11 protein-coding genes are annotated in these 11,727 nt (G+C 55.2%); 4 read left to right on the forward strand and 7 right to left on the reverse strand.

What is annotated here, in order from left to right; all coding sequences use genetic code 11:
* Nucleotides 1–32 precede the first annotated feature (32 nt).
* Nucleotides 33–725: a class I SAM-dependent methyltransferase gene (locus tag KK925_RS04860; RefSeq protein ID WP_174583122.1), complete on the forward strand. Its 693-nt coding sequence runs from the start codon at nucleotides 33–35 to the stop codon at nucleotides 723–725.
* A gap of 554 nt (nucleotides 726–1,279) precedes the next feature.
* Here the strand turns inward: KK925_RS04860 and KK925_RS04865 are convergent.
* Both KK925_RS04865 and sfsA read right to left on the reverse strand, forming a co-directional pair.
* Nucleotides 1,280–2,113 carry an outer membrane lipoprotein-sorting protein gene (locus KK925_RS04865; RefSeq protein ID WP_174583123.1) on the reverse strand — a complete coding sequence of 278 codons (834 nt, stop codon included), beginning with the start codon at nucleotides 2,111–2,113 and terminating at the stop codon, nucleotides 1,280–1,282.
* Entirely contained in the window at nucleotides 2,110–2,865 is a 756-nt protein-coding gene (sfsA, locus tag KK925_RS04870; protein WP_214096309.1) for a DNA/RNA nuclease SfsA, read from the reverse strand. The genes KK925_RS04865 and sfsA overlap by 4 nt, the downstream gene beginning before the upstream one ends.
* Nucleotides 2,866–2,978: 113 nt before the next feature.
* On the opposite strand from sfsA, the gene KK925_RS04875 reads away from it, so the two are divergent.
* Complete coding sequence (locus KK925_RS04875; protein WP_174583125.1) at nucleotides 2,979–4,259, forward strand: aminotransferase class I/II-fold pyridoxal phosphate-dependent enzyme; 1,281 nt, start codon at nucleotides 2,979–2,981, stop codon at nucleotides 4,257–4,259.
* Nucleotides 4,260–4,522: 263 nt separating this feature from the next.
* Here the strand turns inward: KK925_RS04875 and KK925_RS04880 are convergent, their stop codons facing one another.
* Both KK925_RS04880 and KK925_RS04885 read right to left on the reverse strand, forming a co-directional pair.
* Entirely contained in the window at nucleotides 4,523–6,379 is a 1,857-nt protein-coding gene (locus KK925_RS04880) for a tetratricopeptide repeat protein (protein WP_174583126.1), read from the reverse strand.
* Between the two features lie 115 nt (nucleotides 6,380–6,494).
* The gene (locus tag KK925_RS04885; protein WP_174583127.1) at nucleotides 6,495–7,556 is read right to left on the reverse strand and encodes an AI-2E family transporter; all 1,062 of its coding nucleotides are present in this window, start codon (nucleotides 7,554–7,556) and stop codon (nucleotides 6,495–6,497) included.
* A gap of 723 nt (nucleotides 7,557–8,279) precedes the next feature.
* Here KK925_RS04885 and KK925_RS04890 point away from each other — a divergent pair.
* Both KK925_RS04890 and KK925_RS04895 read left to right on the forward strand, forming a co-directional pair.
* On the forward strand, nucleotides 8,280–8,549 hold the full coding sequence (locus KK925_RS04890; protein WP_214096310.1) for a hypothetical protein: 270 nt from the start codon (nucleotides 8,280–8,282) through the stop codon (nucleotides 8,547–8,549).
* Between the two features lie 1,871 nt (nucleotides 8,550–10,420).
* Nucleotides 10,421–10,615, forward strand: a complete 195-nt coding sequence (locus tag KK925_RS04895) for a hypothetical protein (protein WP_214096311.1) — start codon at nucleotides 10,421–10,423, stop codon at nucleotides 10,613–10,615.
* Here the strand turns inward: KK925_RS04895 and KK925_RS04900 are convergent.
* The 3 genes from KK925_RS04900 to KK925_RS04910 all read right to left on the reverse strand — a co-directional run bounded on the left by KK925_RS04900 (nucleotide 10,612) and on the right by KK925_RS04910 (nucleotide 11,612).
* Nucleotides 10,612–10,794 (reverse strand): hypothetical protein, encoded by a 183-nt coding sequence (locus KK925_RS04900; RefSeq protein ID WP_174583128.1) that lies wholly within the window; start codon nucleotides 10,792–10,794, stop codon nucleotides 10,612–10,614. The two genes, KK925_RS04895 and KK925_RS04900, sit on opposite strands and share 4 nt — an antisense overlap.
* A gap of 57 nt (nucleotides 10,795–10,851) precedes the next feature.
* A complete protein-coding gene (locus KK925_RS04905; RefSeq protein WP_174583129.1) occupies nucleotides 10,852–11,094 on the reverse strand; it encodes a hypothetical protein in 243 nt (80 codons plus the stop codon).
* Between the two features lie 281 nt (nucleotides 11,095–11,375).
* Complete coding sequence (locus tag KK925_RS04910) at nucleotides 11,376–11,612, reverse strand: hypothetical protein (RefSeq protein ID WP_214096312.1); 237 nt, start codon at nucleotides 11,610–11,612, stop codon at nucleotides 11,376–11,378.
* Between the last annotated feature and the right edge of the window lie 115 nt (nucleotides 11,613–11,727).

Raw genomic sequence — 11,727 nt, forward strand, 5'->3', positions numbered from 1 at the left:
AACGACCTTTCCTCGGAGAGGAATAGCCGTTTATGCTCTTGGGAACGGTGTCGCTTAAGGAGCGTTTGGTTCAACCGGAAATCCTTGACGGGCTTTCCCCGGAAAGCCGGGAGGCGCGACAAGCACGAGCGAGTCTGCGCCGGATCAATTTCCTCATGGGGAATTTTGGTTGGTTTCAAAGGAGACTTCGAGCCTATGTGGAAAGCTTGCCCGTGGCGAGGCCAGTGCGGGCCCTAGAACTAGGCGCCGGGGATGGGACGCTCGCCAGAGTTCTTTCCCAAGATCCGGAGCTAGCCGGGCGGTTGGTCGTCACCGGACTTGACCAGATTCCCCGTCCGAAAAATTGGCCTAAGGATTGGGGGTGGGTTTGCGGGAGGATCGAGGAATTCGCCCAATGGCAAGATTATTCGATCGTTTTTGGGAACCTCATTGCCCACCACTTTGTTGCTGAGGATCTTGGGCGTCTGGGGAGTTTTCTTGGGCGTTTCGCCCATCTATTGCTTTTTAGTGAACCGTTACGCGCTTTGCGCTCGGTGGTTTGGCTGCGGCTCATTAGCCCGGTCCTGCTTGACCCAGTGACCCGATATGATGCTATGGTCAGTGTTCGAGCTGGGTTCCAGAAGGAGGAACTTCCTCATTTTTTGGGCTTACCTCAAGAGAAGTGGAAGGTGAAGGTCGAAACAACGCTTTGGGGGGCCTACCGCTTGGAAGCGGTGCGCGTCTAAGCAAAGGAAAGATGGGTTTTTAAAAAATCTTTCCTTCGGGATGGGTCTTGAGGCTTGGCGTACAGACAAGCCGAAGTCAGTCTTCTGGGCCGTAAAACAAGCGGCTCGCTCGGGCTTTCTCGATTTTTGGTGCCCATAGAGCGTTTTTCCACAAAGGGCGGAAAGGTAGGACTCAAGTCTTGGGTTTTTGCCTTCTTGGGCACGGCCAGTCAGTTAAGGAGTAGGAGAAGACGAAGCCATGTTTGGAGTTTCCGTCCTTGCTCTGGATCGGAATCGCGTGATCCGAGAGGCGACTTTCCCTCCAGGGGGGCCCATCCCGATGGGTCACCAGTAGGACTTCCTGGGACGCCGGATCTGGGCGAATCGAGAACCGTTTTGCGATCGAACTTTCGCAGAGCTCTTTCGAACGGTCACGGAGAAGTGCGAAAGGGGGTAGCATCTTTCGCGGAGGATAGCCTTGCGGGAGATTTTTTAAAAAAGATCCCGAAAAAAAGAAGGGAGTCGATAGGAAAGTCCAGAAACTATCTCCTCCGGTGAGAGGCTGGAGGCAACTATTACGACTTTTTTGGGGCGCAAGCCCGCAACACTTGTTCCCCGCTGATAACCTCAATGAAGGTGCGCGAGGTCGATAGACCTCGTTCCGGAGACATACGAGAAATTTGCATTTCTTTCGCAATATACCGATCTCCCATCCGTTCGACGGCATTGACTTCGAGCCTCTTTATGGGACTGTCTTGAGAGCCGTAACCGTCTGCCCGCAATAAGGCAAAGTATTCCTGGCTGATCCAATAGCGAACCTTGGAGTATTGGCTCGGTTCATTACCGGGTTCTGCTTCGAAGGCCCAGCTGGAGAGTGTTTTAATGGAATCGGTTCCCAGGGAACGGACATGAGTCCAATGGAGGAAGTCTAACGAGAGATCTTCATAGGAGACGTCCGTATCCAGGATGGGTTTGGTCCGATCCTTCGGGGCGACCTCCCGCCAGTTGGGATCTCTCGGACCTTTTTCTTGGACAAGCGTTCGATCCCGGTCGAAACGAATCCGGAAGGCCAAAGGGACCGAACGAAATCGATACACAAGTTCCCGATTATGCGTGCGAAGCTCGAAAGGGTAGGTTCGGTTGCCGCATCGTAACACACCCTCCAAAAGAAAGTCTCCCAGTTGGAAATGTTTCCAAAACTGGGCCCGTATCCAACCAATGGGAGGAACGTGGCCGCGAGGGTCGGGTTCGGCTCGGGTTGGACCTGGGAAGGCTCCCAAAAGGACTCCAAAAGCGGAGAGGGTTAACCACCGGAAGAAAAACTTTCCTTGTCGCTTTCTTCGATCTAGTGGCTTCCGTTCCTTGCCCATGGGAGTTAAAAAATATCCTTGGGGCACTCTCGCGCTCATGGGGCGCCGGGAGTTGTTACCGGAACTGGGCCTACTATCCGGATCCCAGCTCGGTCAAGCCGGCATCTCCATGCAAAAAAGTGCACTCCAGCCTCGTGGGCTTGTGCCAGTTTTTGACAAAAAAGCGGATCTGACTCTGGATCCGGGTACAAGGCTTGGACGTCTGGGCGCTGGATGATCCAAATGACAGCTGCTTGCCGTTCCCTTTGGGATCGCCACCGGACAAGAAGGTCCAGGTGCCTGCTCCCTCGTAGGGTTGGGGCGTCAGGAAAAAGTGCATAAGAACCCATTTTCCGGTTACAGTTTTTGAGTTCGACAAGCCAGGGACCCTGGGAGGTTTCGATCTGGAAGTCGATACGCTCGCTACCGACTTGGAGTTCTTGTTTCCACTGCAAAACCGGGCCTTTTCTTCGTACGAAAGTTTCGAGCGCTTTTGCCCATAAGAGATTGGGCAAGTGGGCATCGACCCCTACCCACTGGTCGTCATCCTGCAAAGCAATAAGCCGTCCCACGGTTCGAAAACGGTCGCTTTTGCCAGTATGAGGGATGACCCATCCCGTGCGTCCGTAAACACAAAGTTCTCCCATTCGGCCGGAGTTGGGGACATGGACCCGGGCTTTGGAACCGCTAGGGAGCCAGACTTCGGCGAGAAAACGGTTGATTCTCTGGCTAAACACGCAGGTTATGGGGGTTCGAGGCCATGCGAGTCCCCATGTGGTATGCTGGAGATAGGGAAAGAGTTTCGAGCTCACCGGCTCCTCACGGAAAAGGATGGGTTCAAAGCCTTGCACGGAGAAGGGCAAATTGGAATGGATCTTCCCTACGGTAGGCTTCACAATCTTGTGCGCCAGGGGAATCGGCGACAATGAAACCTTCCTTTGAACTTTCCCAAGCAGGTCAGTATCTAGCCGAGGGAAGCGGTATTTTCGACCTAATGGAAGATTTGGGTCGAGCGGCTCGAGGGCCAGGTAAGACCCTTTTATTGGGAGGAGCAAGTCCGGGACGAATTCCCGAGGTCGAAAAGGTTTGGCAACGAAGATTAGAAGAGCTCCTTCGGGAACCTGACGCGCTTTACCGCTGCCTAGGCCTCTATGACCCGCCAGGAGGAAATCCGGCCTTTACAGGGGCATTGGCGAAGGCCCTTCGCGAGAGCTTAGGCTGGCCCGTCGAGCCAGACCACGTGGTGGTTACTCTGGGGAGTCAATGGGGGGTTTTCCTCCTTTTTCTTTTATTTGCTGGCCGATTCAGGAAGGGGAGCTTCCGACAGGTGCTATTACCCCGGCTGCCTGAATACCTGGGTTTTGCACAGCAGGGCTTGGGGGAGTCACTTTTCCGAGCAGCTTTACCGGCGATTGAGCTTTTGACCCCGCCATTTTTTCGGTACCGGATGGATCGAACCGGGCTTATATCCCTGGTCAAAGAGGCTGGCGCTATTTGCCTTTCCTGTCCGTGTAACCCGACGGGTCAGACCTTTCGCCAAGAAGAGTGGCAATTTCTGAAAGAGCTTTCTTGCGGCTCTCAAATCCCTCTCATTGTTGATGGAGCCTATGGCGCGCCGTTTCCCAGCGTTACGCTCGATTTCCAGTGGTGGTCGTGGGATCCTAGTTTTATCTACTGCTTCACGCTGTCCAAGCTGGGTCTTCCCGGAGTAAGAACCGGGATCGTATTGGCACCGGCCGAGGTGGCCGCGGTGTTGCGTCGCGCCCAGAGTGTGCTGGCCTTAGCTCCCCCTGGGCTGGGTCAAGAACTCCTTCGCCCTCTTTTGGACTCGGGTGAACTTTTCCAACTTGTCGAAAAACAAGTTCGACCCTTCTATCTTGCCCAATACGAGGCGGCTCTTTCTTTTGTGCGGCAATTCTTTGAGGGGCGTTTTCCCTACAGGGTTCACATCTATGAGGGAGGATTTTTTCTATGGATATGGTTTCCCGAACTTCCCATCTCATCCGCCGAACTTTATGAGAGGCTGAAAACGCATGGGGTCTATATCGTTCCAGGCCGCCACTTTGCTTATGGCCTGTCCGAAGAGTGGGCACACGTAGACCAGTGTATTCGAATCTCGTTTACTCAGCCCCTGGAGATCCTTCGGGCTGGGATTGAAGAAATTGCCATTGAAGTGGAACGGCTCCATGGGAAGAGAGGCGGCTAACCAGCGCAAGCCGCCACAATGGGGAGAGCACAAGAGCTAATTAGCTGTGCGGGGTAAGGCTATTGAAGCTCGGAACGAACGATGGAGGAGCTTCTGGCTTGGAGGAAGAAAGCCCAAGGGAGGGACTGCTAGCTCGGACGTGCTTTAAGCCTTTCCTTGGTTATGGCCGGGCTCTATGGACGGCTGGGCTTTGTGGATCGGGTCCGGGTTTCGTTCTTTTTCGAGCCACAACGTTTTTTGCCCGACCAGTAGGAAAGAAGGCCCTAGAAAGACGAATCGTCCTCTTGTTTGGTTGCTCCTTTCTCTAGCGCCGTTGCAAGAGCCCAAAGCCAGGTTTCGATTGCCCAAAAAGCCCATGGGCGTGCTAGCCCCTGTTTTTGCTCAAGCATACGAATCCATTCTGGCGGAACGGGCTTAGTGGCCGGGTGGACCTTGAGCTCCTGGAGTAACCCGCTTCGTGCTACGGCTAAAAGCGCTTCCCTTTCGAGCTGGTGTTTTGGAGAGGAAGGAAGATGAGTTTCCAGCTCTTGAGGATGGTCAAGTAGCGTAACGCCTTGGCGCGCCAAAGCATGCCAAAGACGTTGTTGAACTGGGGAAGCAGCGAGGGTGTGTTGGTTAGGAAGAGGCTCAGTGGGAGAGAAACATTCCATGGATCCGGTCTTTGGAATCGATTCCGAAGGGGGAGCCGTTGTCTCGGTGAACGAACTCTTAGCGTCTTTTTTTCCTGGGAGGGAAGATTCTTCCAGGAACCTGGCAGAAGGAGATCCTGGAAGAAGCCAAGCCAGTAGCGCCAAAACAACCGCTACCAACGTGCACGTGAGAGTCCAGAATAGGGGAAAGGGAACGTCTTTGTTTGCAAGCCAAAGCTCGAGCAGAGATTGAGCTTGTGCCCACCATTGGCTGCAACGCTCCAGGATGGAGCCAAACCCTTGCTTCGCGGGCTCGCTTTGGGAGAGGTTGCTGGATTCCTTTAGGCTGTTGCGGGCGACTTGATTCGGGGACTCGTCGTGATTCGGCCGGGTCAACTCCTTAGGGGCTGGTCTGGAAGGTGTGTCCGGCCTAGAAGTTGTGATGCGATTGCTCGGATAGGATTGCGGTGAGGAAGAAGGAGTTAAGCTAGCCGCGGAAGAAAGCAAGCGAGATTCCTTTTGCTGTGCCACAAGGGGTTGGCTCGTCAAACCAACTGCGGACCGGGCCTGGCTCAACTCTTCGAGCTGGCTCTGCAACGTTTCAAGGTCCCTGGGGGCAAGGCGGTTGCGAAGGCGTTCCAGAGTCTTTCTGGCTATAGGTGGTAAACTTTCTTTTCGCTCGGCCAAAAGGAGCCATCGAGTAGCCTGCAAAAGATCCTCTTTGACTCCCACTCCTTCCGCATAGGCTAGTCCTAGCCTCCATTGAGCTTCCGGTTCGCCCTGCTGGGCGGCTTTTTCCCAAAGGCGAACGGCTTCTTTTCGGTCCACCGACACCCCAATCCCTTCCCAGTAGGCTTTCCCGAGGGCAAGGGCTGCCTTTGGATCGTCTTGTTGAGCAAGCGCGGATAGAAGCATGGCGTACTCTTTGCGGATTTTGGCCAATTGAGGGGGGAAAAGAACGGATGGCAGGGAAATCTCCGGAAGAGAAGGGCTAGAGAGGTGCACGCTTTGGGCAACCCAACTCCACGCTAGAAGCTGCCAGCGATCCACGGAGCCTGGATTTCGGCTAGCCAGCTTGAGCCAGCAACCAAGAGCTACTCTGTCTCCTTTACGAGCGGCTTCCTCGTAGAAAGACAGCGCTCGAGTGAGATCTCTTGGTTTTCCTCCGGATCCTTCTTCATACAGCTCCGCCAGTTTTCGAATGGCTGCGGGATACCCAGCTTGGGCAGAAGCCTCAAGCCAGCGGAGAGCTTCCTTTTGGTTAGCCTCCCGAGCGTAGTAGGAAAAAAGAGCAAACGCACTAGCTGCATCGCCGCTTGACGCTTGGGAAAGGAGTCGGGCTATCTCCGGCGGCAAAGCCGGACTAGTTTTCTTTTCTTCCGGAGATTGGGTAAAAGGAGGGGAAGATTGGGGCGCCTCTTGCCCAGGAAGAGGAAAGACAGCCGAAAAAAAGACAATACTCGCCAAGAGTAGCCTGACGTTGGTGGACAAGTCTGGCGGCCCCCTTCGGGCTTGAATATGGAATGGAAACATTTCTCCTTCAAGGTAGCTCTGGAAAGAGCGTGGAGCACTTGCTTTTGCTCTCAGAAAACCAACGGCGTATTTCCTAAAGGCGCGTTGGGGGATCGTAAGGAACTTCCACCAGTTCTCGCCATGCCGTTAGGAGAGCAGCTAATACCGTAGGACCTAGGAACAGGCCGAGTAATCCAAAAGCTTCCAAGCCCCCTAAAATTCCGAGAAAAACCAGAAGGAACGGCATGCGAGCTGACCCGCTGATCAGGGCCGGCCGCACGAAGTGATCGGCGACAAACAGAATCAAACTGCCGTAACCCAGAAGCACAAGAGCGGCTACGGAACGGTCCTGGGCCAGAAGGTAGAGGGAGACCCCCCCGAAAACGATGGGTGCGGCAAATGGAATCATGCCCAAAAACCCGGTGAGGCCACTCAGCAGGACCGCATTGGGAACATGCAACCAACTATAGGCGATGCCAAAAAGAACTCCTTCCCCAAGACTCACCATGAGCAGGCCGTTCACAATGGAGCGGACGGCAGCAATGGAATGTTCGATGTAGCGTTCCGCCGGAGGCCCTAAAAGTCGCCGCGCCGCTACGGTAGCATCTTGAGTGAGCGATTCTCCGTGCCAGTAGAGGAAAAACAGTACCAGGACTGTGAGTGCGAGAACGACCACCCGGCGCAGAACCTCTAGCCCCACGACTCTCGTCCATTTCAGGATGATCCCTGAATCTACGTCCCGAAGATAGCGAAGAACGGAACCTGGAACCCCCAAGGCCGCGTTCCATCGTGCTGCAAGGGCCGGTCCTAGCCACGGGATGTGTTCCACCCAAGCGGGGGCAGGCCATCCTTTGCGCTGAACCTCTTCCATCCACCGAGCAACGGTTTGTACATCCTGGGCCACGTCTGTGGCCGCGTAGACCAGGGGTCCCAGAAGCAAAAGCGTCACTAAGGCCGTACAGATGAAAGCTGGGACGCTTCGCCGAAACCGGAGAGGAACGAGTCTTTGGAAAAACTGGAACACTGGCCAGGTGGCAATGGCGATCACCAAGGCCCAGGCGATGGAGGCAAGGAAACTTTTGAGGATCCAAAACGCAAAGAGCAGAAGGAGTAAGACGGAGATGCGTCGGGCTGTCTCTTGAAATCGGTCTTCCATAGCTAAAGGGAATCCTGGGATTTCAGGTTTCTCCTGGTTAGGACAACGCACGAGCTTCGTATCGTCGAGCCTATTTTTTGTGTCTTTCCCCTTCTTTCTTTTTTCGGAACGAGCGACACGAGCGCGTGTATTGGGCTATCCGGTGTAAAAGTGGAGCCGTTGTCCGTGCCGCCTTTCTGCCAAGTCTCTAGGTCCGATGGAGGATGGGTTACTCCGCCCGCTCAAAAAAGACGAAAGCCATAGCGCAAAACGAGCCGGGTTATCCCGGCAAAATCGCCTTGCTCAACACCCCGGGGCAGAAACTCACCATGTAAGATTACACATCCCTCCGGAAAAAGTAAGCATCTTCGCTTGGGATGGACTTAGGACGACCCATGAGGAGCTGCTCTCGCTTGCCTTCTTTCCTTGGTGGCATTCGCTAGTTGTTGATCTGGTGACCGAGAAGGCTAAAAACCCGTGGGTTAAAAGCCTCTCGATTTTTCCTTTGCAGTTTCAGCTGGTTGGTGGGCCCAATGACAGGAGGATTTCTCATGCTGGATGTGGAGACCCCCGATACGTTTGCCGGTTGATTGGGAAGAGTGGGCGCTGCAGGGCAGTTGGGTGCATTTGGTGATCCGAGCGCTGGAGGGATGGATGGGGGAAGTTTCGGGTGACTGGGCGAGGAAGAGCGGAGAATGCTCGAGGCGCGACCTTTGAGGATGCTTTCGTTATTGATTTACTGCTATGATTTACTCCTATGCCCATCGGGTGTTTTCGAATCGTAGGGACCCCAGGGTGTTGACGTGGCGGGATGTGGCGGTGCGGCTTCTGCGTGGGAATACCCATCGGGGTCATGATCCAATTAGCTGGTTTCGGAGAGAGAATGTCCGAAACGGTGGCCGAGTGTTTCGGGGGGCGGGTGTTGGAGTTAGCTCGGCAGATGGCATTTTTGAAGGTGGATGCGGTGAATCTGGATGGAGAGCCCTGCCCATCGGGGCCAGCATCGCAAGGTGACTTGTCGGAAGCCGGGCGAGCCAACGGTGTTTTTAGCTGAGGATGGAGCGGAACTCTTGGAAAGGCCAATAGTACAGCGATCGGAAGGGAGAGGAGGATCCTGGAAGGTTACTCAAAGGAGCTCGTTCTTCAGTACCGCTTGGTGGAGAGGTTAGAAGAAGCGCGGCACAAGTGAGAGAAATGAGCAAAAACGAGGGAGCAAAAGGAAGGAGAAGGAAGAACAAAGGGCCAGAACCATGGGCCACAGAAGCCAGATGGCTTGGCTCAGGGGAAGCCAAGAGCAGGGGAATCTATCCGTTTGATGCATTCTGACCGTCACCTCCTGCCTGGGGGCCAGAGCGGAAGGTCGGGAACAAAGTTACAACGGAGAGGCTGCGGTGGATGTGGAGGGGAGTGGTGTGGTGCTTTCGGCCGGAGTTAGGGTTTGTTGCGAGTCAAGCTAACGAACTGGGGAGCTAACGTGGAGGCGATCCCTGCGATAGTGGGCTTGCGTGAACGCGGCGCTCGTGGATAGTGGCTAGGCAGATGAAAAGCAAATCGAAGCCCTGCAAAGAGAAGGAGCGGAGGTCTCTTAAGGTCGGAGGCGTCTCATCAGGAACGACGGTACGAGTTTTGTCCAGCGGATAGCCGTCTCGGCCAACGCCCGAGGATGTGCTAGGCTGGTGATATCGGCTTTGTTGTGTGCGGTTCGATGTTCCGCTTGGTTGTCTCACCGTAAAGAGAGTTGTTCGCACTCCGTCAACTGGCACCGGGGAGACCGCTTCCCGAAAACGGTTGTTCTTAAGCCGGGCCAGTTGTGAATAACCCGCTTGGAGGTTATTCAAGGCGGAGGAAGCCAACGCTCCTATTTTTTGGCTTTTAGGCCCCAGCCGAAGCTTGGTTGCCTCTATGCGCGAAAGAGGGAGATCCAGGGAACCCGATCTTTGGGATTATCCAACCCATCATGGGTTTCCAAGGGTTCCGACTTCGGGCACATGCCAACGGTAGGGGATGAATGGCCACTTGATTGTCTGGCCTATAACGCGAAACGTCTAGGGAAGCTTATCCGAACCCAATTGCCCACCTTCTCTCCGATCGGAATCGCCAAAAATGGCCTTCGGCTACGGAAGCAGGAGTTGCAGGCTCCGAGTTACCCCCGCTTTAGGTCTTTCCAAGGTTGGATCCTGGACTGTTTTCTCACGGTTCCTGAACCGTTCCTAAAACCATAGACAACCATTCGGATACCAAGGAAGATCGTCCAGGACAGCTGACGAACAGGGCTGCTGACGCTTCCCATGCCGGGGGTTCACCAGCAAAGACCGGGTAACGGCCCAGTCACGTGTTTTGGCGGACAAACGCGGGAGAGAGCCAATTCCCTTCCGACCGGACGTGCGCCGCATGCGCTGCTTTGAGTCTCTTCCGAATCCCCGCCATAGAAACGACCATCCACGCTTTGTCCAATTGTTTCCGGGTAGGGGGAAGCTGACATGACTTCGTTGCGGGTCGGAACTACCTCCTCGCGCGCGGACGGACGTTCGGAGAGATCCAATCCTCTCCGGGGAAAGGACGAGGCCACGCCCTCGTAAGAACTCGTGTCCCGACGACCTGCGTAGTTGACCACGCCGATCACTAGCGTGTAGGCCCGCGTCGACTTTGATCCTCTCGACTCCCGCAAGAAAAAAAGCCGACTTGACCACCACGATTGCCTTGCTCGTAGGCGAAGGAAAAGAGCCAAGGGAGCCCAAACGGAATCCACCGAGTTAAGCTCAAGCTTTGCTCTTTGGAAGATCGAAGCATTCCATCGCAAGCGTCTTGCCTGATTCGTCGCAGGCGCCAGGGATCTCTTTGCGGGCATCACCAAAAATCGCTCTCGCCTACTCCCCGCTCTTGCCATGGAGATTCCATTGGATCTTGCGGATTCTCACGCGATTGCCAAAGGGGTCCCTTTGCGCCACGGCGAGATGAGCCCCGTTCGTGTCGATGCCGACCCCTCCGGCAAGCGGGCGTGTCACCAACGAGAAGGGGTCTGCGCCTCGACACTTGGGAAACACCCGCAACCCCTTTTCGCTCCCGCACGAAGCGGCTAGCTCAAAGCCGCGATCGCTCCGCCTTCCGGACAAGTTTTCCCCGTCTTGGTTGTCTCAATGATGATCCGCCTGACAGCAAGCGCCTGGAAGATGGCCTCCTGGCCATAGGCGAAGCGAACCTTTTCAAGAACGAGGTATTGGCTCGGGCTTTCCCAGCTGTCTAGCAGGCGCAACCGCAAGCCGAAAGACTCGCTTCCGGGGATACCGTGACTTGGCAGGACGGGTTGCCCGCGGTCTTATCCTTCGACCCGAGCAGAGAGAAGTCGCTTGTCCGCTCCGCTTGACCATTTCTCTTCCGGTCCGCATGGGTTGCGCGCATCGGTTTTCTTCCAAGGAAAACGTTTTCGGCGAAGAGCCGGCCCAAACCCAAAGAGAGACGCACCCGCCCGGGACTCCTCTTCGGCCAGAAGCGCATGGAGTTTCGGCCCGAGGATAGCCAGCCGCCGGTTTTTCTCGCGCAAAACGTGTGATCTTGGCATCTTTTCCTTGAGCGTGCGGATGAGCTCTTCCGGATCCCGCTCATTAGCTTCCCTCCATGAGCTCGGGCCGCCCTTCACGCCGCTCGGGGCCATCTTGGCTTTACGCTCGGACCTGCAGGGTATCAAACTCTTGGGCGGTCCAGCTAAACCACGGCAAAAAGTATCGCTTACGTTTTCTTTAGCGAACTACCAGCCGGCATCTGAGAGAAAAAACTCCGCTCCCGCCCGCGTAAGAGCGCCACATTCGATGTTACGACCCAAAGCCTCTTCCGGTGTAGGCGTCAAAACTCTCTTTTATCTACAAAAAATGGGAAAGCTTCCTTCGGAATGGCTTCGAGCGCTTTCTTGGGAGGGTTGTCCGCGGATTTTCTGGTAAAGCTTCCCACAGGGCCAATCAATAACCTCATGGAGCTCGCGCACGATATCGTCGCGTCGCTCATCTCAATGGGATCCACCACCAGGATGGATCGACTCTGCGTGGCCAATGCTTTTTCCCCGCACTCGAAACCCAAGCGCATTAGCCGGCGGCGATGCTCTACCAGGACGACGCCAACCTTCGGGATCACGCAGCTGCCTACCGACCCCTCTGCGATGAGCGTTTCTCCCGGAAGTGACCTTCTTGACCACCTTGAC

Origin of the sequence: Candidatus Methylacidithermus pantelleriae, from assembly GCF_905250085.1 — a bacterium.
GTDB lineage: Bacteria > Verrucomicrobiota > Verrucomicrobiia > Methylacidiphilales > Methylacidiphilaceae > Methylacidithermus > Methylacidithermus pantelleriae.

What these genes read in the sequence shown, in the direction of transcription:
- KK925_RS04860 (WP_174583122.1), top strand. Translation starts at nt 33, where the DNA reads ATGCTCTTGGGAACGGTGTCGCTTAAGGAGCGTTTGGTTCAACCGGAA.
- KK925_RS04865 (WP_174583123.1), bottom strand. Translation starts at nt 2,113, where the DNA reads ATGAGCGCGAGAGTGCCCCAAGGATATTTTTTAACTCCCATGGGCAAG.
- KK925_RS04875 (WP_174583125.1), top strand. Translation starts at nt 2,979, where the DNA reads ATGAAACCTTCCTTTGAACTTTCCCAAGCAGGTCAGTATCTAGCCGAG.
- KK925_RS04885 (WP_174583127.1), bottom strand. Translation starts at nt 7,556, where the DNA reads ATGGAAGACCGATTTCAAGAGACAGCCCGACGCATCTCCGTCTTACTC.
- KK925_RS04890 (WP_214096310.1), top strand. Translation starts at nt 8,280, where the DNA reads ATGATTTACTCCTATGCCCATCGGGTGTTTTCGAATCGTAGGGACCCC.
- KK925_RS04895 (WP_214096311.1), top strand. Translation starts at nt 10,421, where the DNA reads ATGGAGATTCCATTGGATCTTGCGGATTCTCACGCGATTGCCAAAGGG.
- KK925_RS04905 (WP_174583129.1), bottom strand. Translation starts at nt 11,094, where the DNA reads ATGCCAAGATCACACGTTTTGCGCGAGAAAAACCGGCGGCTGGCTATC.
- KK925_RS04910 (WP_214096312.1), bottom strand. Translation starts at nt 11,612, where the DNA reads ATGCGCTTGGGTTTCGAGTGCGGGGAAAAAGCATTGGCCACGCAGAGT.